The following is a 19442-nucleotide window of genomic DNA, read 5'->3' as shown; positions in this document are numbered from 1 at the left end:
ACAGCGGGGCCCGGCAAATGCCGGGCCCCGCTGCTGCAGTTCGCTGCTATTCGAAGCCGAGCGCGAAAGCCGCATCCAGGTCGTGCTGTGAATAGGCCCGGAAGGCGATCTGGGTGGTGGTGTGGACCACCGCCGGTACCTTGGACAGCTTGTCCGCTATGATGTCTGCCAGGTCTTCGTGCTTGGCCACACGCGCGATGGCGATCAGGTCCCATTCACCGGTCACGGAGTAAACCTCGCTGATGCCCTGGATGGCGGAGATTTCCTCCGCGGTTTCCGGGATGCGCGAAGCTTCAGTTTTGATCAGGACGATAGCGGTGACCACGTGAATACCTTTCGGGATCGGTTGCGCCGGCGCCTGCCGTACTGCCGAAGCGAGGAGCGGCGATGTGCTTGCAAGCCTAGTCCATCAGCGCCGACGACGGCGGGACCCGGCCCGCCCGACGGCCGCGATTACCAGCCGGTAGCCGAGCAGGAACACCGCCAGGCTCAGCAGTGCCACCAGCACGAACGGCAGGACCACCGTCTGCCCGGTGAGCGCCCGGAGCAGCATGCCTACGGCCACCGTGCCGATCCAGACGGCGACGCCGGCCGGCCACAGCACGAGCGGCGCCCGCCACAGGCGGAGCGCAAGCCAGGCCACGGCGCCGCCGGCCAGAAACGGCCACGCCGTCGCCAGGACACCGGTAATGATCTCACCGCGCTGGTGGGCGTCCCGTCCGATCGCTGCGAAGAGCAGGATCAGGAGGGCGTCGGCGGCCGCCGCCAGGACTGCTCTGCGGGTGCTCGACGGCGGATGGGGCAGCGGGGGAGTGGTGGCTGGCATGCTTCCAGCCTAGCTTCCGCAAGGCATGGAGCCGGGCGGCATTGCGGTCTACCATGAGGCGCGGAACACACAAGCCGCGAGCCTGAGGAGAGGCCCATGACAACGTTGTCCGGTCGGCCCAACACCGCCTTGATGGTGATCGATGTGCAGCGCGGTGTGGTGGAGGGAGTGCACCGGCGCGACGCGGTGATCGCAAACATCGCCGAGCTGGTGGACAAGGCCCGCGGCGCCGCGGTGCCGATTGTCTGGGTCCAGCATTCCGACACCCAGTTGGAACGGGGGAGTGAGGCGTGGGAGTACGTCCCGGAGCTGGCCCGGCAGGAACCGGAACCGCTGGTGCACAAGTCCTACGGCGACTCCTTTGAGGCTACCGACCTTGAAGAGGTCCTTGCCGCCGCGGGCGTGGGGCGCCTCCTGGTCGCAGGGGCGCAGACGGACGAATGCATCCGGTCTACGATCCACGGCGCGTTTGTGCGCGGCTACGATGTCACCCTCGTGGCCGACGCCCACAGCACCGAGGACCTCACGGCCTGGGGTGCGCCGCCGCCGGAGCTGGTGATTGCGCACACCAACCTCTACTGGGAGAGCCAGGCGGCTCCCGGGCGGACCGCGGCGGTCGTCAAGACATCGGAGGTGGCGTTCGACGGTTAGGGGCGGCGGTATTCACGCCTTATACGGTCGGGCCGGTGCCGTTGGCCGCCCGCCCGCCACGGGGAGCCACACTCATGGCGACCGTCACCGTGTCACCGTCGCCGAACCGCTCCCGCGTGCGGACGTCCTTCTTGACCGGCAGCACGTACTCTCCGTTGCGCGGCAGCAGTGAGGTCTCCCATTCGGTGCCGCCGATGCGGACGGAGACCGGGATGGCGCCCCAGCCGTAGCTGGCCATCGCGGCCTCGGCGCGGACGTAGTCACCGACGTCCGCGGGCAGGGCCAACCAGTAGAAGGGCGCAGGGCCACGCCACGAACAACTCAGCACTGAAGGTCGTGTCCACGTCACGCAACGCTAGTGGTCGAACGTGGCGCCATCAACCACGCGCGCTGGGGCACAGGGGGAAGTAGGCCGACGCGGCGCCGCCGCCCGGATGATCGACGGTCGAGCTGTGGCGGCGTACTGTCGGAGCATGACGGGGGATCGGAGGCGGGGGAGCAGTGCCGCGCTGTACGGGGCCATGCAGACGCTCCATCTAATGTTCTTCCTGGGCGGTTCCGCCATCGTGATTGCGGGTTCGGTCCGCTTTGCCCAAACGGCGGCGACTCTCAGAGCCCACGGGCAAACGATTGATGGCGACGTGCTGCGGGGCCCGGTCATCGGAATATCGGCCGGCCTGCTCGCCGCCGTTCTTGGTGCCTGCGCCTTCCTCCTGCTCCGCAAGGGCGGGCGCTGGGCCTGCTGGATCAGCGTCGTGCTCTGGGCTGCGCTGTGGTTCCCGGTCGTCGTGAACGTGAGTTCCTTGCTCCCGGGATTCGCCGGGCCCATCCTGGTGACGCTGCTGTGCATCGGCGGTTCGGTCTTTGCCACCGCCGCATATTTCCTCCTGGACCCATTGCGGCCACGCCCAGCCAGCCCCGAGCGGGACGCGGCCGTATCCACATTGGCCTGACCTGGGTAGGCTCTCCGGCTATGGACATACTCACGGGCGAACAGATCGCCGAGGCCAAGCTGACCAACTGGCGCAAACTTGCCCAGGGACTGCCCGCGCGTTAGCTCGTCGAAGACGTCAGCACCGGCACCCGGTTCGTCGCCGCGGGCGGGACCGTCGGCGACGACAACAACGCGCCATCGCTCACAATAGGGGGCCGGTGTCGCTGATCTGAGGCGTTCCTCAGAGTCCTACTTGACATAATGTAGATTATCGGCGCTTTGGAACCGCTCTTGGACAGCTGATTTTTCGGTTGCGTGTTGTCCGTATGGCGACGGGTTTCCGGCTTGTCTTTAGCCTCGCCGCAGGGCTCGGCTGCGGATCATTTTTTGTAGACCTCGCGGCGGTGCGCGACGCGCACGACGGTGACGGTCAGTATGGGGTCCTGAATCTCGTCGAGCACGCGGAAATCCCCGGTCCGGATCCGCCAGGCGTTTAGTTCACCGGCCAGCTTCTTGCATCCTTTGGGGCACGGGTCAGTTTCAAGTTCCACGATCGACCCCAGGTTCCTTTTTCGCACCCCCGGGTCCAGATTGCGGAGCTCCACTCTTAGCGGTAGTCGTAATTTCTCTTCTGCTCGGCACTCTCCGGCAAGCCGATGGTGCATGCGGCTACCACCGCTCCCCCGGCCCCTGTCATTGCGCGGAGGACGGCGTATGGCTGGCGGCGGTCATCCCGGATCCAAACACATGATGACTCTCTTGCATAGTCGCAACGGCATGGTGCTCCTGACCGAGGCGACCGGCCCGGTGCATCCGGTCCCGCCGGAGAAGCTTCTGCTACTCCTGCCGGCGCAACCTGACCACCGACTCTCTCACTGCCGCCGCAGCCTTAAGCACCGTTGCGCGTACGCAAATAAGGCGGGAGACTGGCCAAAGGTGACCATGACTAAAGGGAGGCACGATGCGCGCTCTGGTCGTTACACCGGGGAAAAGGGACTCACTCCAGCTGCGGGATGTTCAGGACCCGCAGGCCGGCGAGGGAGAGGTGCTGGTGGAGGCACTCGCAGTGGGCCTTTGTGGAACCGACAGTGAGATCATCGCCGCGGAGTATGGGGAAGCGCCGCCGGGCCAGGAGTACCTGGTGCTGGGGCACGAGAACCTCGGCAGGGTGCTGGAGGCCCCCGCCGGATCGGGACTCGCGAAAGGTGACCTGGTGGTGGGTATCGTCCGCAGGCCGGACCCTGAGCCCTGCAAGGCGTGCGCGGCTGGTGAATGGGACATGTGCCTCAACGGGAACTATACGGAACACGGGATCAAGGGTCGTGATGGCTTCGCGCGGGAGCGCTGGCGGGCAGACACACATGCAATGGTCAAACTCGACCCGGCACTGGAGGATGTAGGCGTTCTGCTGGAGCCAACCACCATCGTCGCCAAGGCCTGGGAACAAATTAACCGGATCGGGCAACGCGCATTTTTTGACCCCCATACCGCCGTCGTTACCGGGGCCGGTCCGGTCGGCCTGCTCGCGGCCCTGCTCGGAGTTCAGCAGGGCCTGGACGTCCACGTCTTTGACATTGTCAAGGACGGCCCCAAGCCCCAGCTCGTCAAGGACCTGGGCGCCACCTACCACAGTGAGGCCCTTCCCGACTCAGGTATCAAACCCGACGTACTGGTTGAATGCACCGGAATCACACCGGTGGTCCTGGACGCACTCAAGTGCAGGGCCCAGGACGCGATTACGTGCCTGACCGGCGTCTCCGGAACTGGAAAGCAGACCTCCGTCGATGTCGGCGCACTCAACCGCGAACAAGTCCTCATGAACGGCGTGGTGTTTGGCAGCGTCAACGCGAACCGTCGCCATTACGACGCCGGCGCCCAGGCACTTGCCAAGGCGGACCCTGCCTGGCTCGGGCGGCTCATCAGCCGCCGCGTACCGCTGGCGGACTTCGGCGAGGCCTTCAAGGGCCGCCCGGATGATGTCAAAGTCGTCCTCGACCTCGCCGCCAGTACCGGCGGGAGCCACAGCCATGAGTGACGGGCCGGATTACGGGGACGCGGGGACCGTCCGCGGCCTCCCGTCGGGCCAGCAGTACGAAATTTCCTCAGGCCCGCAAAAGGTGCTGCTGACCGAAGTCGGCGGCGCTCTCCGGGACTACCTGGTAGACGGTCGCCCACTGCTGGACGGCTACGGACCGGATGAGATGTGCACGGGCGCGCGGGGACAGTCCTTGATCCCCTGGCCGAACCGGATCAAGGGCGGCAGTTATGAATGGCGCGGACAACGGCTGCAGGTTGACCTGAGCGAGCCGGACAAGGGCGGCGCCATCCACGGGCTGACGCGCTGGCGGAACTGGGATGTCCTGGAGCAGTCCACAGATGCTGCGCGGTTCACGTACACCTTGCACCCCTGTCAGGGGTGGTCCTGGGTCCTTCAGTGCAGCTTGCACTACCAACTGGATACAAGCGGATTGACCGTCCGGACCACGGTGGTGAATCGAGGCACCTCACCCTGCCCGTTAGGAACCGGGGCGCATCCCTACCTCAGCACCGGAGTACGGAGTCCAGGGGCGATTGACGCCGCACTGGTCCAGGTGCCGGGTCGGGTGTTCCTGCCGGTTGACGGGCGCGGCATCCCCACCGGACATCAGCGGGTGGACGGTACGGAATACGACTTGCGGGAGCTGCAGCAGCTGGGAGGCCGCCAGATCGATGTTGCTTTTACCGACCTGGTCCGTGACGAGGATGGTCGTGCCCGGGTAAGGCTGCTGCGCCCGGACCAGTCGGGAGGAGTTGAACTCTGGGTGGACGGGTCCTACCCATATTTGGAGATCTTCACCGGGGACACCCTCCCCCAGTCAGAGCGCCGACGCACTGGCCTTGGAGTTGAACCGATGACCTGCGCCCCTGATGCGTTCAACTCCGGCGAGAACCTCATCACCCTTGAGCCCGGACAGTCGCATACCGGCGAGTGGGGCATCACGCCGCTGTGAACGCATGCAGCCCGTCATTCGGCTCCGGCAAAAGGCACCATAAGATGACGAGTAACTATTGCGTATGCGCAAGCTGTGGAGGTCGCCGAAGACAGCGTCTGCTGCGGCGGATTCCGTTCACTTCAGGCTTTGGCTCCCAACGTGAAGCGACCGTCGGCGGTGCCCTGGCCGCCGGCGGCTGCCGCGAACGCCTCGAGTGCCGCAGCCAATGCGGGGCGCCGGCCCGTTGGCATCCTGGAAATGACCTCGGCGATGGCCTGCCGCCGGTGGTCCAGCACGGAGTCAACGAGCGCTCTTCCTTTCGCGCTCAACTCGAGCCTGACATACCGCCGGTCTGCCGGGTCCTCCCGCCGCTCCAGCAGTTCAGCAGCCACCAGCCGGTCGCAGATCCGGGTTGCGTTGGAGGCATGGACCCCGAGTTCGCCGGCTACTCCCCCGAGGTTCTGCGGCCCGCGGGTGTGGATGAGAACCAGAACCCGCAGTTGCGGGGTGTTCACCACGTCCTCGACCTCGGCTACAGAGCGGGCAACGACACCTAAAAGGGTATCGGCGGCCCGCATCACCGCTTCAACTTCCCGGCTCGAAGGTTTCGGAATTGGTGCAAAAAGGTCGGCTGCATCCATGGGCATCAGTCTCCCCTAATAGTTGCTTCCTCGGAAAGTTTGAACGTTGCACAGGAGCGCAGCGCTGCAGGGATCGACGGCGGAACCGTCACCACCGGGACATCCCGTCAGGGCCCCCGACGTAAGCCGCCAGGTGTTGGCCGGTGAGGGTCGACCGGGAAGCGACCAGCTCCCGGGGCGTGCCCTCAAACACGATCCGGCCGCCTTCGTGGCCGGCGCCGGGCCCCAGGTCGATGATCCAGTCCGCATGGGCCATCACCGCCTGGTGGTGCTCGATGACGATGACCGACTTGCCCGCGTCGACGAGTCGGTCCAGCAGCGCGAGCAGCTGGGCGACGTCGGCGAGGTGCAGGCCGGTGGTGGGCTCGTCCAGGACATACACGTCGCCTTTTTCGGCCATCTGGGTGGCCAGTTTGAGCCGCTGGCGTTCGCCGCCGGAGAGAGTCGTCAGCGGCTGGCCGAGGGTGAGGTAGCCGAGTCCGACGTCGGCAAGCCGGGCCAGGACCTTGTGCGCGGCCGGGGTCTTCGCCTCCGCGCCGCTGAAGAACTCCTCGGCCTCCGTCACCGACATGGCAAGCACCTCTGCGATGTTCCGGCCGCCCAGCAGGTAGCCGAGCACCGACGCCTGGAACCGTTTGCCGTCGCATTCCTCGCAGGTCGATTCCACCGTGGCCATCACCCCAAGATCGGTGTAGATCACCCCGGCGCCGTTGCAGGTGGGGCACGCGCCCTCGGAATTGGAGCTGAACAGCGCCGGCTTGACGCCGTTGGCCTTCGCGAAGGCCTTCCGTATCGGCTCCAGCAGCCCGCTGTAGGTGGCCGGATTGCTGCGCCGCGATCCCCGGATTGCGCCCTGGTCAACCACCACGACGCCCTCACGGCCCACCACGGAGCCGTTGATCAGCGAGCTCTTCCCCGAACCGGCCACGCCCGTGAGCACGCACAGCACGCCCAGCGGGATATCGACGTCGACGTCGCGGAGGTTGTGCGTGGAGGCGTGGCGGACCTCCAGCGCGCCGGCGGAAGACCGCACCGCGTCTTTCAGGGCGGCCCGGTCGTCCAGGTGCCGGCCGGTGCTGGTGCCGCTGCCGCGGAGATCTTCGACGGTACCTTCGAACACCACTTCCCCGCCGCCGGACCCGGCGCCGGGCCCCAGGTCCACGACGTGGTCGGCGATCGCGATGGTCTCGGGTTTGTGTTCGACGACCAGCACCGTGTTGCCTTTGTCCCGCAACTGCAGCAACAGGCCGTTCATCCGCTCGATGTCATGCGGATGCAGGCCAATCGTCGGTTCATCGAACACGTAGGTGATGTCCGTGAGCGAGGAACCCAGATGGCGGATCATCTTCGTCCGCTGCGCCTCACCGCCCGAGAGAGTGCCGGCGGGCCGGTCGAGGGACAGGTACCCGAGCCCGATGGCGGCGAAGGAGTCAAGCAGGTGCTGCAACCCGCGCAGCAGCGGCGCCACCGAAGGTTCGTGCAGTTCGCGCACCCAGACGGCAAGGTCGCTGATTTGCATCGCGCACAGGTCGGCGATGTTCTTGCCTTTGATACTGGAGGACAGCGCCTCCTGGCTGAGCCGGGTGCCGCCGCATTCCGGGCAGCTGGTGAACGTGATGGCCCGGTCCACGAAGGCGCGGATGTGCGGCTGCATGGCGTCCGGGTCCTTCGACAGCATGGACTTCTGAATCCTCGGGATCACGCCCTCGTAGGTGAGGTTGATGCCCTCGACCTTGATTTTGGTCGGCTCCTTGTAGAGCAGGTCGTGCATTTCCTTCTTGCTGAATTTCCCAATCGGCTTGTCCATGTCGAAGCCTGCGCCGCTGAAGATGCGGCCGTACCACCCGTCCATGCTGTAGCCGGGGATGGTGAGGCCGCCGGCGGACAGCGATTTGCTGCTGTCGTACAGGGCCGTCAGATCAAAGTCCGTCACCGAACCCATGCCCTCGCAGCGTGGACACATGCCGCCCAGGCGGTTGAAGGTTGCCTTCTCGGTTTTCGTCTTGCCCGCGCCGCGTTCGACGGTGATTGCGCCGCTGGCCTTCACGGATGGAACGTTGAAGGAGTAGGCATTGGGCGAACCGATGTGCGGGGAACCGAGCCGGCTGAAGAGGATGCGCAGCATCGCGTTCGCGTCGGTCGCGGTGCCGACAGTGGACCGGGGGTTGGCACCCATGCGTTCCTGGTCCACGATGATCGCCGTCGTCAGTCCCTCGAGCAGGTCGACGTCCGGCCGGGACAGCGTCGGCATGAATCCCTGCACAAAGGCGCTGTAGGTTTCATTGATCATGCGCTGCGACTCGGCGGCAATCGTGGCGAAGACGAGCGAGCTCTTGCCGGAGCCGGAGACCCCGGTGAACACGGTCAGCCTGCGTTTGGGGATTTCAACGCTGATGTCCTTGAGGTTGTTCTCCCGCGCGCCCTGCACCCGGATCAGTTCGTGGGTGTCGGCCACATGCAGTGCAGGCGCCTGCGGCGCGGCTTCCGTCGGCACCCCGGTGGGCATGCTCATCGTGACTCCCTCTGTTGCGGCGGCTGTGACCAGCTTAGATGAACCCCGCCCCGGTACGGCCGTGGCCACGGACGCCGCCGTGCGGCGCGGCCTTCCATTGTCATCCGCGCCTGCCTCGCTGAGAATGAACCATGACGGTCTACCTGAGCTCCCTGGAAACTGCTGTCCCGCCCACCGTGCTGATCCAGGCCGAGGCCCGGGACGTCTTCGCCGCCCAGCCGGGGCTGGGCCGGCTCGGCGCCCGGCTGGTGCAGACCTGCTTCGACTCGGCCGCCATCGACTCCCGATATACGGCCCTTGATGAGCTGACGACGCGGACCCGCACCGAGAATCCCCGGTTCTTCGACGCCGGCACCGGCCTGCTGCTCAGCCCCAGCACCAAGGTCCGCAACGACATCTTCGCCACCGAGGCCAGCAAGCTGTTCATCGAGGCAGCAGAGCGGGCCGTGGCGGCGTGCGCTAGCCTCGTTCCGGAAAACATCACCCATCTGGTCACGGTGTCCTGCACCGGGTTCTTCAACCCCGGACCGGACTACAAGATTGTGCGGGCGCTCGGCCTGGACCCCGCCGTCCAGCGCTACCACCTGGGCTTCATGGGTTGCTACGCCGCGTTCCCGGCGCTGCGGGCGGCCAAGTCGTTCTGCGACGCCGACCCGGACGCGGTGGTCCTTGTCGTCTGCGCGGAACTCTGCTCGCTCCACGTCCGGACGTCCAACAACCCCGACACCATCATGGGATCGGCGCTGTTCGCCGACGGGGCTGCCGCCGCCGTGATCAGCGCCCGGGAGTTCCCGGACCAGCCCGCCTTGCTGCGCCTCGACCACTTCGAGACGGTCCTGACTCCGGTCGGCGAAGAAGCCATGGCCTGGAACATCGGTGATGCAGGCTTTGAAATGGTGCTCGGCACCTACGTCCCGCACATCATCGACGACCACGTCGTGGGCGCCCTCGAACCGCTGCTGTCCAGGGACCCCGCGCTCGCCGGCGTGCCCTACCGGGACATCAGGCACTGGGCCATCCACCCCGGCGGCCGCAGCATCCTGGACAAGGTCCAGGCACGGCTGGAACTCAGTGACGAACAACTCCTGCCGGCCCGCGAGACGCTGCGCAACTACGGCAACATGAGCAGCGCGACCGTCCTGTTCGTGCTCCGGCACATCCTTGACCTCCCGGCCGCCGCGGCCCCCGGCAGCGGCGGTCCAGAGCGGATCTGCTCGATGGCGTTCGGGCCGGGCCTGACCGTCGAGACCGCACTGCTCACCAAGGTCGCGGCCCCGGCCGGCGCCAAAGGCGGCGCTGCGCGGCCGGGCCGCGTGCCCCGGCCGGAAACTGCACTGGCCTGAGCGCGGCGACGTTCGTGCTGGCAAGCCGGGCGGTGACCGCCGTCGAAGAGATGGACCGGCCTGATTGTGACCCGGCCCGGCTGGCCAGGACCTATGCCCAGTTCGCCGTCGTCAACCGTGCCGTGGCCGGCTGGCGGGGCGTCTACCGCCGGCGGTTGCGGCCCTTGCTTGCCTCGGCCGGTTCCGGAACCCTGCTCGACGTCGGGTGCGGCGGCGGTGACGTCCCGGTGTTGCTGGCCCGCTGGGCGAGACGCGACGGACTGCACCTGACGGTCACGGCCATCGACCCTGACCCCCGGGCAGCCGCGTTCGCTGCCACCCGGCGGGACGGCGCCGGGGTCACCTTCCGGCGGCAGGCCGCAGCGGAACTGCTGGCCGCCGGCGCGACGTTCGACGTCGTGGTGTCCAATCATGTGCTGCACCACCTGGCCCCCGAAGAGCTGACCGGCTTCCTTAGCGAGTCTGCTGCGCTGAGCACCGGCACTGTCATCCACAACGACCTCCGGCGCAGCGCAGCGGCCTATGCCTTGTTTAGCGCCGTGGCGCTGCCGTTCCGCGGCTCGTACATCCGGCAGGACGGGCTGACCTCGATCCGGCGCAGCTACACCACCGCGGAACTGCGCGGCGCCGCTCCCCCGGGCTGGACCGTGCTGCCCGGACGGCCCTTCCGCAACCTGCTCGTGCTGGAGAAGGCGCCGCTCCCCACTGGCGGCGGACCGGTCCAACCCCGGACCGGGGCCGGCGGATGACCGACGTCGTCATCATTGGCGGCGGCCCGGTGGGGCTCTACATGGCCGCTTTGCTGCTGCAACAGGGAGTCGAGGTTGCGGTGCTCGAACAGCGTGCGGCACCGGCGCCGCACTCACGGGCGATCGGCATTCACCCGCCGGCCCTCGAAGCCCTGCGGCGGATCGGAGTGGATCAGGAGCTGGTGCGCCTCGGCGTCCCGATCCGGCGCGGCGTGGCCGTCAGCGGCGGTGCTGCGGTGGCCGAACTGTCCTTTGCCCGGGTCTCGAGGCGGTACCCGTTCGTGCTGTCGCTGCCCCAGGCTTGCACCGAAGCCGTCCTGGAGCGCCGGGTTCGCGAGTTGGACCCGACCGCCCTGCAGCGTGGTGTCCGGGTGACGGGACTGCTCGACGAGGGCGCCCGGATGACGGTCCACTCCCGCCGGGGAGGGCGGACGGTGAGCACGGCTGCGGCCCTGGTGATTGCCGCCGACGGTGTGCGGTCCGTGGCCCGCGCCGCGCTTGGCCCGGCACTGCGCCGCAAGGACTACCCGGACCGGTATCTGATGGGCGATTTCGCCGACGGCAGCGGTTTCGGACCGGTCGCCGCGCTCTTTTTGGCCGGCGCCGGGATCGTGGAGTCGTTCCCGCTGCCGGAGCGCCGGCGCCGCTGGGTGGTTCGGCTCGGTCCGGCAAGCCAGGACGGGACCGCGGCCTGGCTGGCCGGCGAGGTCCGGCGCCGGACCGGTCATCGCCTCGACGTCGACAGCAACACCATGCTCAGCGGCTTCGGCGTGCGTTCCCGGCTGGCCCGGCGGATGGTGACCGGCCGGGGCGTCCTGATCGGGGACGCGGCGCACGAGATCAGCCCGATCGGCGGCCAGGGCATGAACCTGGGCTGGCTGGATGCGCTTGCACTGGCGCCACTGGTGCCGGCGGTCATCGCCGGGAACCGGGCCGGCCTGGCAGACTTCGACCGCGCCCGGCGCCGGGAGGCGGTGCGGGCGGTGCGGCAGTCGGAAGTCAATATGGCGTTGGGCCGGCCGCTCAACGGGAGGATGCTGGCCGCCCGCAACGGCGCCGTGGCCGCAGCAGCGTCGATCCCCGGCGTCAACGGGTTGATAGCCCGCCGCTTCACGATGCAGTAGCTTCAGCACGGACCAGCAGCGGGGTTACGCCTGGCGCGGCGTTAACGTTGAGTAGCAGTCGGAGGAGTTAGGTAGCAGTCGTAGTTGTGCTGGCTCGTGATCAGACCGTCCCGCAGCTCGAAGACTGACGCGGTCAGGGCCCGGATGCTCTCTCCCCTGTTCCAATACGGCAGGTCCATCTGCACGGTTGCCGACCACTCGGCTTCCAGGACCACCCGGGTACCCTCGCACGTGCTGCGCCGCACCTCGAAACGTTGCCCGGAAACGATCTCGCTGCTGTGCTCGGCGCCGGCAAGGACCTCGGCCCGGGAGCGGGTCGCGCCTTCCGGGGCCAGCAGGTGCGGCGCCTCAACCAGGACGTAGTCCTCGGCGAAGAAAGGGCTCAGAACCTCGGCGCCGCCGCCGGATTCAATGGCCCGGAGCAGGCCCAGGACACGGTCCAGGGGCGTGGGTGACGTCATGGACCTCAGCGTAGTCGAACCACCGGGCGTCGGTGCCGGCCGTTCCTGCGCCCGGGCCCGCGGCTTAGACTGACCGCATGGGCAGCCCGGTCCCGAGCCGTTTTCCGCACCTTCGCAGGTCCGCGGTGGTGCTGGTCCTGCTGCTGGCGGCAGCCGGCTGCAGCTCCGGGCCCGGCAGCCACAGTCCGGAACCCGGCGGCACCGTTCCCCCGGCCGGGTCGCCGGCGCCGGAAACCGGCACGCCGGGGCCGGTAACTGCGCAGATCAACCAGTTCCGCGACAACTACAGCAAGCACATCATCGAGATCCAGCTGACCAACACGACCGGCGGAACGGTCACGGTCCTGGCGGCCCGACTGACGAGTCCGTTCTTTGCCGCTGGAGCCGGCTGGGCCTCCCCCGGCGGCGGAACCGACCTGCCGCCGGGCCAGGCCAAGAGCCTTCCCGCCGCGCTGCCCGCCGCGTCCTGTGACAGCACCGCCGACACCGCCGGCGCCGACACTGCAGGTGCCACGGCAGGGTCCGGGGAGCCCGCGTCAGGGGAGCCCGCAGCCGGGCCGGCAGCCGCCGTCGAAGTCCGGCTCGCACCCGGGGCAGGCGGCGCCGCCCCGGTCACGGTGCCGGCAGCGGACCCTTTCGGCGTCCTGCCGCGCAACAACGCCGAGCTCTGTGTGGCACAGTCGGTGGCCCGGATCGCTGACCTGCGGTTCCGTCCCGGACTCGACGTTTCTGCCGACGGACGGACCGCCTTCCTGAACCTCGTCATCAGCCCCAGGAACCCGACTGGGCCTGCCGGATTCCTGACAATCGACAGTGTGGGCGGGACGCCGCTGCTGGAAGAGGACCCTGCGGCGGCATGGCCGCATGGGCTCCGCATCGATGCCACCGGCCCCGAACGCGAGGTGCGGCTGGGCATCAGGCCAGCTCGCTGCGACGCGCACGCGGTCGCGGACGACAAGGTCGGCACCCTGATCCCGCTGCGCGTCACGGTCGCCGGCCGGGACGGTGAGCTGAAGGTCGACGCGGGCGCGCAGCTGCGCGGCACGATCTACACCTTTGTCACCTCCGCGTGCGGACGCCAGTAGTCTGGACCCATGTCCTCCGACAGCAGCGACGCCGCCCGCCGAGCCCCTACCGCCGCCATGAGCGTAACCACCATCCGGGAAACCGTGGAGCAGATCCTGACCGCCGGTGTCCTGCCGCCGATCGTGCAGGCCGGCCACCCGGTGCTGCGCCAGCAGGCGCTGCCCTACGCCGGCCAGCTCGACGACGCCGATCTTGGCCGCCTGATCGATCTGATGCGCCGCGTCATGCACAAGGCGCCCGGCGTCGGGCTCGCGGCGCCCCAGCTGGGGATTCCGCTGCAGATCGCCGTGCTCGAAGACAGGTTCGAGGTGGACGCCGAGGTTGCCGCGGTCCGCGGCCGCGAACCGCTGCCCTTCTTTACCATGTTCAATCCGCGGTACGAGACGCTGGGCGCCGCCCGGAAGATCTTTTACGAGGGCTGCCTGTCACTGAATGGCTTACAGGCAGCCGTGCTCCGGCCGGAAGCCGTCCGGTTGGATTTCACCGGGATCGACGGCACCGCCCAGCACCGCGACTTTACCGGCTGGCAGGCGCGCATCGTGCAGCATGAGACCGATCACCTGCACGGCATCCTCTACCTGGACCGGGCCGAACTGCGTTCGCTGAGCAGCAACGCCGAATACTCCTCCCGCTGGGCCCAGCCGGACACCAGCCATGCCGGCCAGGAACTGGGTTTCGTGGCCGGTTGAGCCGCAGCCGCGGGGAAGCGCGCCCGGCAGCGTCGAGCTACCCTGCGGGGGCGGGGTTGTCGGCGGTCGGAAGATGCCGCGACCACCACTGAAGGATATGGTCGAAGCGTTGCTTGCGGTGGTGCGGGGTGCCGGAGCGGGACAGTTCGTGGTTCTCCCCCGGGAAGACCAGGAAGGCAGCCTCGACGCCAAGCTGTTTGAGCGCGGTGTAATACCGCTGGCCCTGCTCCAGTGGGCAGCGCAGGTCCTCCTCGCTGTGGATGACCAGGGTTGGGGTGCGGACCTGGTCCACCTTGGCCATCGGGCTTTGGGCGGTCATCTGCTCCGCGGCCGCCCCGGTGTATTCGCCGCCGAAGAACCAGCCGATGTCCGAGGAGCCCGTGAAACTGACCGGATCAAGGAAGCCACGTTCCACGATGGACGCCTTGAAGCGGTGATCGTGGCTGATGGTCCACGCCGTCAAGTAGCCGCCGTAGGAGCCGCCCATGATGCCGAGGGCGTCGGCATCGAGTTCCTCGAACTTGTCCAGCGCCCCGTCAAGGAAGGCGAGGACATCCTGCAGGTCCACCGTTCCCATCCGTTCCTTGATCGCGCGGCCGTGCGCCTGGCCGTAGCCGGCGGAGCCGCGCGGATTGCACATCAGCACGGCGTAGCCCGCGGCCGCATAGACCTGGGCTTCGTCAAAGAGTGCGCCGGTGTACTGGGCGAACGGCCCGCCGTGGATGTTCAGCAGCACGGGGTACGGTCCTTCGCCGGCGGGCCGTACCAGCCAGCCGTGAACCGGGTAGCCGTCAGCCGACGGGAAGGTGAGCTCCTCGGCGGCGAAGACCCCCGCCTCGGCGCGCAGTGGAGCGGAGAAATCACTGAGTGTCCGGAAGCGGCCGGCTTCGAGCACGGCCACGTCCCCGGAGGTCTGCGCATCGGTGAAGCTCAACAGGATGGTCCCGCCGTTTTCCGCGGCGCCGGTGACCACCCGGTCGCCGTCGAGCAGGACAGCGCGCAACCCGGCGGGACCGAACTCCAGCAACTGCACGGCGCCCCGGGCGTTGTTCAAGGCCAGCACCCCGTCGGTGCCGGTGGCCTCCAGCGGGTTCCCGCCAAGGTCCATGCTCTCGGGGTCGCTCAGCCGGACGGCGTCACCGCCGTCGACCGGCATCACGTACAGGGCCGTGTTCCGGGCCACGAAGTCCCGCCCCGATGCGCCGATCTCCTGGGCGGCAAAATACACCCACCGGCCGTCCCGGCTGTGCCGCAGGTGCGAAACCGACAGCGTACCGACGTTGGCAGGCGTCACGTCCTCGGGCCCGGTCCCCTCCTCGACCGTGCCGGCGTGTGCCCCAAGGCGGATCCGGTGGATGCCGGTGGCCAGGTCGCTGTCACTGCCGGCGTGCAGGGCCGCAACGAACAGCAGCGTGCGGCCGTCGGTCCCGAAGCTGGGGCTGGAATGGTCGGTGGCTGCCGTGGTCAGTTGCCGCGCTTCCGGCAGCCGGCCGGCACGGGCGTGGTTGGCGGCGTCGGCGTTTCCGTCTGTTTGGCGGGCCCGCCCGGCCGGCCGCACCCCGGGTTCCTCGTCGAGTCCCGGGACGGCGACGACGTAGAGCTGCTGGGGTTTGTCCGCGGTGTACCCGACGCCGTTCATCCGGTACTGGTAGTCGGTGATCAGCCGCGCGTCCTCGGCCCCCGCGCCGACCCCGTCGAGGGTGCCGTACCGGCCCGCTTCGGGCGTGCGGGCGCAATAGGCAAGACTGCCCGAATCGGGCGACCAGGTGAACTCCCCGACCCCCAGCGGCGCATCCGTCACCGCGACGGGTTCACCGCCGGAACCCTCGACGATGTGCAGCTGGGGTTTTCCGCCAGGCTCGGCCCGGAGAAACGCCAGGACCCGGCCGTCCGGGGAAAATGCCGGGGCGGTGTCACGGAAGCCCCGGGTCAGCAGCCGCGGCTGCAGACCTGCCGCGACCGGCACCTCCCACAGCTGGCCCACGTAAGCGTCGGCGTCGAAGTCGGGGCGGAGCACCGAGACAACGGCGCGCGTGCCGTCGGGGTGCACGGCGGGGGCGGAGACAGACTTGAGCAGCGGAAGGTGTTCTGGTTTCACGAGTGCGAGCCTAGCCGCTGCCGGGCAGCCGGTGAGGCAGCTCACACTTGCACGGCGCGCCCCGCGCCTGCCCGTGGTGGCGCCTGCCCGCGCCTGCCCCCGGCGGCCCGGCCGGCGCGGGGCCGTTGGGCCGGCGCCGGAGCCTTGCGGGCCTACGATGGACCCTATGCTCGACGCCGCCCTTGCTGCCCTCCTCTGCCCGGTCTGCCGGAGCCCGCTGCAGTCAGGCGCCGGCGGCCGCACCCTGAGCTGCCGGTCCGGGCACAGCTTCGACGCCGCCAAGCAGGGCTACTTCAATCTGCTGACTGGGAAAGGCACGGTCTTCGAGGCGGACACCGCGGACATGGTTGCGGCCCGCTTCGACTTTCTGGCCGCCGGCCATTACCGGCCGTTGGCGGATGCGCTCGCCGCCGTCGCCGCACCGTTCCTCACCGGCCCGGAATCTGTCGTGCTGGAAGCCGGCACCGGCACCGGGCACTACCTCCGGGCCTTGCTGGACCGGGTGCCGGCGGCAGCCGTCGGCCTCGACATATCGAAGTACGCGCTGCGCCGCGCCGCCGGCCTGAACCCCGAAGCCATCAACCTGGTCTGTGACGTCTGGCAGCAGCTGCCCCTGGCGGACCGCACCGCCGACGTCGTCACCGTCGTCTTCGCCCCGCGCAACGCCGCGGAGTTCGCCCGGGTACTGCGCCCGGGCGGCCGGCTGCTGGTCGTCACACCCCGTCCGGGGCACCTCGCGGAGGTCGCCGGGCAAACCGGAATGCTCGGCATCGAACCGGCCAAGGACGAACGCCTGGCCGCCGCCCTCGCCCCGCACTTCCGCCCCCACCCCGGCCAGGAACTGGACCTCACCCTCAGCCTGGGGGCCGCCGACGTCGTCAACCTCGCCCTGATGGGCCCGGCCGGGCACCACCTGGACCGCGGTGCCCTGGCCGCCAAGGCGGCGGCGCTGCCGACCCCTGCCGCGGTCTCGGCCCGGTTCCGGATCAGCGTGTTCGAGCCGCTGCCTGTCGAAGCGAGCGGGCCCGACGAAGCCAGCCGGCCCGGCGCAAAGTAACGACTTGGCCACGTTCCGCTGAGGGCTCCGGCAGCCAGCCCACACCCCCGCCACCCGGCTTAGGATGGAAACACGTCGCGGGGCCCGACTGCGCTCCGGACCGCGCATCAAAGGGGAAACGATGTTTGAATGGCTGGCCGACAACTGGTGGGCACTGTGGCTCACCCTGTTCCTGGTGTTTGCCGTGGTGGAGATGCTGACCCTTGACCTGTTCTTCATCATGCTCGGCGGCGGCACCCTTGCCGGGTTGATCTCCGCTTTGGCCGGCGCCGACCTGTGGCTTCAGATCGTCGTGTTCAGCGTGGTCTCGCTGCTGATGATCGGGTTCGTCCGGCCCGTCGCGCTCCGGCACCTGCGCAGCAGCCCGGCGGACCAGCGCAGCAACATCGAACGCCTGATCGGTGAATCCGCCCTGGTGGTGGAGCCGGTCAATGCCAACGGCGGCCTGGTCAAGATCGGCGGCGATGTCTGGAGCGCCCGCTCGGATGCCGGCGTCCTGACGCCCGGGCAGCATGCGGTGGTCCAAGCGATCGACGGCGCCACCGCCGTCGTCGTACCGCAGCCCGATGCGGCGACACAGCCCGGCGCAACCGCCCAATAGCGGCTGCCCGAGCGGATACCCATTTTTCCTGCTGCCGCCGGCGGCAGGGCGGCGGCAGGCTCACTGCCGGCAAGCAGTAGAACCACACAACTGGGGAAAAGGTGATGTATGGATATCGCAGTCGCAATAGTGCTGCTGGTACTCGTTGCGTTCGTAATAATCGTGCTGGTCCGTTCGGTCCGGATCGTTCCGCAGGCCCGGGCCGGCGTGGTGGAACGGCTCGGCAAGTACCAGCGGACGCTGAACCCCGGACTCACCATCCTGATTCCCTTCGTCGACCGGCTGCTGCCCCTGCTGGACCTGCGCGAACAGGTCGTGTCTTTCCCGCCGCAGCCGGTCATTACCGAGGACAACCTGGTCGTCTCGATCGACACCGTGGTCTACTTCCAGGTGACGGACGCGCGCGCCGCGACCTATGAGATTGCCAACTACATCCAGGCCGTCGAACAGCTGACCACCACCACCTTGCGCAACGTGGTGGGCGGCCTGAACCTTGAGGAGGCCCTGACCTCCCGGGACCAGATCAACGGCCAGCTGCGCGGGGTGCTTGATGAGGCCACCGGCCGCTGGGGCATCCGCGTCTCCCGCGTGGAGCTCAAGGCGATCGATCCGCCGCACTCCATCCAGGACTCGATGGAGAAGCAGATGCGGGCCGAGCGGGACCGGCGCGCCGCGATCCTCACCGCTGAGGGCACCAAGCAGTCGGCCATCCTCACCGCCGAAGGCCAGCGCCAGTCCTCCATCCTCAAGGCCGAAGGCGACGCCCAGGCCGCGATCCTGCGCGCCGACGGCGAGGCCCAGGCTATCCAAAAGGTCTTCGATGCCATCCACAAGGGCAACCCGGACCAGAAGCTTCTTGCCTACCAGTACCTGCAGACCCTGCCCAAGCTCGCCGAGGGTACGTCCAACAAGCTGTGGATTATCCCCAGCGAGGTGGGTGAGGCGCTCAAGGGTATCGGCAACGTGCTGGGCGGGACGAACCCCGACCCGCGCACCGACGACGCCGGGAACCTTCCCGGACAGCCGGTCGGCTAGCAGCCGCAGGTCTTTCCGGGGGGAGGCCTCCGCAGATCAGTCTGCGGGGGCCTCCCCTCCTCTGTTGCCGGACTTTGACCGGTCTCGCCGGCGGCCGGCTTTACGTTGAGCGCTTACGCCGCGTATAGTTGAGTATTTGTCCGGTCGGTTTAGGCCGCCGGAACAATTACGCTTCGCTGCGCGTTATACCCAGTGCCGATTCAGCAGTGGGGGAAACGCAAAGCACACAGTAGTCCGGCGAGGTCCCAGAGGCCCCCGGCTAGCGCAGGGCCTGGCCCTGCGAACCGATCATGAGGGAGAAAAGATGAGCGATCGCAGCCTGCGGGGTATGCGCCTTGGCGCACAGAGCATGGAGACCGAGTCCGGCGTCGAACCGGCTCCCCGCCAGCGGGTTGAGTACCGTTGCGCCGACGGCGAGCAGGTATTCGTGACGTTCTCCTCCGAGGCGGAGATCCCCCCGGTCTGGGTTTCGAAAACGGGCAAGGAAGCCCTGCTGGTCGACGGCGAACGCCCGGTCAGCAACGAAAAGGCAGTGCGAACGCACTGGGACATGCTGCTGGAACGCCGTTCGCTGCCGGAGCTGGAGCAGATCCTCGAGGACCGGCTCACGATTCTGCGCGAACGCCGCGGCGAGCGGCGCTCCGCCTAGGCACCGGGAACCCA

The 19442-nt window shown here is 68.3% G+C and carries 21 protein-coding genes; 13 read left to right on the top strand and 8 right to left on the bottom strand.

Annotated features, from left to right (window positions below; all coding sequences use genetic code 11):
• Positions 1-46 precede the first annotated feature (46 nt).
• Together AC3ANP_RS14255 and AC3ANP_RS14250 are read right to left on the bottom strand one after the other, a co-directional pair.
• Positions 47-325, bottom strand: a complete 279-nt coding sequence (locus AC3ANP_RS14255; protein ID WP_488330803.1) for an Lrp/AsnC family transcriptional regulator — start codon at positions 323-325, stop codon at positions 47-49.
• An 84-nt stretch (positions 326-409) separates the two neighbouring features.
• Positions 410-826 carry a DUF3054 domain-containing protein gene (locus AC3ANP_RS14250; RefSeq protein WP_488330802.1) on the bottom strand — a complete coding sequence of 139 codons (417 nt, stop codon included), beginning with the start codon at positions 824-826 and terminating at the stop codon, positions 410-412.
• Between the two features lie 96 nt (positions 827-922).
• Between AC3ANP_RS14250 and AC3ANP_RS14245 the strand changes: the two genes are divergently transcribed.
• Positions 923-1477 carry a cysteine hydrolase family protein gene (locus AC3ANP_RS14245; RefSeq protein WP_488330801.1) on the top strand — a complete coding sequence of 185 codons (555 nt, stop codon included), beginning with the start codon at positions 923-925 and terminating at the stop codon, positions 1475-1477.
• A gap of 19 nt (positions 1478-1496) precedes the next feature.
• Here the strand turns inward: AC3ANP_RS14245 and AC3ANP_RS14240 are convergent, their stop codons facing one another.
• A complete protein-coding gene (locus AC3ANP_RS14240) occupies positions 1497-1805 on the bottom strand; it encodes a DUF1905 domain-containing protein (RefSeq protein ID WP_488330800.1) in 309 nt (102 codons plus the stop codon).
• A gap of 145 nt (positions 1806-1950) precedes the next feature.
• On the opposite strand from AC3ANP_RS14240, the gene AC3ANP_RS14235 reads away from it, so the two are divergent.
• The gene (locus AC3ANP_RS14235) at positions 1951-2430 is read left to right on the top strand and encodes a hypothetical protein (RefSeq protein ID WP_488330799.1); all 480 of its coding nucleotides are present in this window, start codon (positions 1951-1953) and stop codon (positions 2428-2430) included.
• 361 nt (positions 2431-2791) lie between these two features.
• Here the strand turns inward: AC3ANP_RS14235 and AC3ANP_RS14230 are convergent, their stop codons facing one another.
• Positions 2792-2962 (bottom strand): type II toxin-antitoxin system RelE family toxin, encoded by a 171-nt coding sequence (locus AC3ANP_RS14230; RefSeq protein ID WP_488330798.1) that lies wholly within the window; start codon positions 2960-2962, stop codon positions 2792-2794.
• Between the two features lie 410 nt (positions 2963-3372).
• On the opposite strand from AC3ANP_RS14230, the gene AC3ANP_RS14225 reads away from it, so the two are divergent.
• Both AC3ANP_RS14225 and AC3ANP_RS14220 read left to right on the top strand, forming a co-directional pair.
• Positions 3373-4446 carry a glucose 1-dehydrogenase gene (locus tag AC3ANP_RS14225; protein ID WP_488330797.1) on the top strand — a complete coding sequence of 358 codons (1074 nt, stop codon included), beginning with the start codon at positions 3373-3375 and terminating at the stop codon, positions 4444-4446.
• On the top strand, positions 4439-5401 hold the full coding sequence (locus AC3ANP_RS14220) for an aldose 1-epimerase family protein (RefSeq protein ID WP_488330796.1): 963 nt from the start codon (positions 4439-4441) through the stop codon (positions 5399-5401). The genes AC3ANP_RS14225 and AC3ANP_RS14220 overlap by 8 nt, the downstream gene beginning before the upstream one ends.
• A gap of 122 nt (positions 5402-5523) precedes the next feature.
• On the opposite strand, the gene AC3ANP_RS14215 is transcribed toward AC3ANP_RS14220, so the two are convergent.
• Positions 5524-6024 carry a MarR family transcriptional regulator gene (locus AC3ANP_RS14215; RefSeq protein WP_488330795.1) on the bottom strand — a complete coding sequence of 167 codons (501 nt, stop codon included), beginning with the start codon at positions 6022-6024 and terminating at the stop codon, positions 5524-5526.
• Between the two features lie 88 nt (positions 6025-6112).
• A complete protein-coding gene (locus AC3ANP_RS14210; RefSeq protein WP_488330794.1) occupies positions 6113-8536 on the bottom strand; it encodes an ATP-binding cassette domain-containing protein in 2424 nt (807 codons plus the stop codon).
• Positions 8537-8667: 131 nt separating this feature from the next.
• Here AC3ANP_RS14210 and AC3ANP_RS14205 point away from each other — a divergent pair, with 131 nt between their 5' ends.
• From AC3ANP_RS14205 to AC3ANP_RS14195, 3 genes are read left to right on the top strand one after another with little or no spacing between them, the layout of a single operon-like run.
• The gene (locus AC3ANP_RS14205) at positions 8668-9879 is read left to right on the top strand and encodes a type III polyketide synthase (protein ID WP_488330793.1); all 1212 of its coding nucleotides are present in this window, start codon (positions 8668-8670) and stop codon (positions 9877-9879) included.
• A 50-nt stretch (positions 9880-9929) separates the two neighbouring features.
• Positions 9930-10628, top strand: coding sequence for a methyltransferase domain-containing protein (locus tag AC3ANP_RS14200; protein ID WP_488333070.1), 699 nt, complete (start codon positions 9930-9932; stop codon positions 10626-10628).
• A complete protein-coding gene (locus AC3ANP_RS14195) occupies positions 10625-11752 on the top strand; it encodes an FAD-dependent oxidoreductase (RefSeq protein WP_488330792.1) in 1128 nt (375 codons plus the stop codon). Before AC3ANP_RS14200 ends, AC3ANP_RS14195 begins: the two co-directional genes overlap by 4 nt.
• 41 nt (positions 11753-11793) lie before the next feature.
• On the opposite strand, the gene AC3ANP_RS14190 is transcribed toward AC3ANP_RS14195, so the two are convergent.
• Positions 11794-12213 (bottom strand): nuclear transport factor 2 family protein, encoded by a 420-nt coding sequence (locus tag AC3ANP_RS14190; RefSeq protein WP_488330791.1) that lies wholly within the window; start codon positions 12211-12213, stop codon positions 11794-11796.
• A 77-nt stretch (positions 12214-12290) separates the two neighbouring features.
• On the opposite strand from AC3ANP_RS14190, the gene AC3ANP_RS14185 reads away from it, so the two are divergent.
• Complete coding sequence (locus tag AC3ANP_RS14185; protein ID WP_488330790.1) at positions 12291-13298, top strand: hypothetical protein; 1008 nt, start codon at positions 12291-12293, stop codon at positions 13296-13298.
• A gap of 9 nt (positions 13299-13307) precedes the next feature.
• Positions 13308-13988 (top strand): peptide deformylase, encoded by a 681-nt coding sequence (locus tag AC3ANP_RS14180; protein ID WP_488330789.1) that lies wholly within the window; start codon positions 13308-13310, stop codon positions 13986-13988.
• Positions 13989-14025: 37 nt separating this feature from the next.
• Here the strand turns inward: AC3ANP_RS14180 and AC3ANP_RS14175 are convergent, their stop codons facing one another.
• Entirely contained in the window at positions 14026-16086 is a 2061-nt protein-coding gene (locus AC3ANP_RS14175; RefSeq protein ID WP_488330788.1) for a S9 family peptidase, read from the bottom strand.
• Positions 16087-16252: 166 nt separating this feature from the next.
• On the opposite strand from AC3ANP_RS14175, the gene AC3ANP_RS14170 reads away from it, so the two are divergent.
• From AC3ANP_RS14170 to AC3ANP_RS14155, 4 genes are all read left to right on the top strand, one after another.
• Positions 16253-17143, top strand: a complete 891-nt coding sequence (locus AC3ANP_RS14170) for a methyltransferase domain-containing protein (protein ID WP_488330787.1) — start codon at positions 16253-16255, stop codon at positions 17141-17143.
• Between the two features lie 121 nt (positions 17144-17264).
• On the top strand, positions 17265-17744 hold the full coding sequence (locus tag AC3ANP_RS14165; RefSeq protein WP_488330786.1) for an NfeD family protein: 480 nt from the start codon (positions 17265-17267) through the stop codon (positions 17742-17744).
• Between the two features lie 108 nt (positions 17745-17852).
• Positions 17853-18779, top strand: coding sequence for an SPFH domain-containing protein (locus AC3ANP_RS14160; RefSeq protein ID WP_488330785.1), 927 nt, complete (start codon positions 17853-17855; stop codon positions 18777-18779).
• 304 nt (positions 18780-19083) lie between these two features.
• Positions 19084-19428, top strand: coding sequence for an RNA polymerase-binding protein RbpA (locus tag AC3ANP_RS14155; RefSeq protein WP_488330784.1), 345 nt, complete (start codon positions 19084-19086; stop codon positions 19426-19428).
• The last annotated feature ends 14 nt before the right edge of the window (positions 19429-19442 follow it).

This window comes from Arthrobacter sp. JB02-1C (assembly GCF_057748045.1).
The sequence above is the reverse complement of the archived record's forward strand: the minus strand, read 5'-3'. Positions and strand labels throughout refer to the sequence as shown.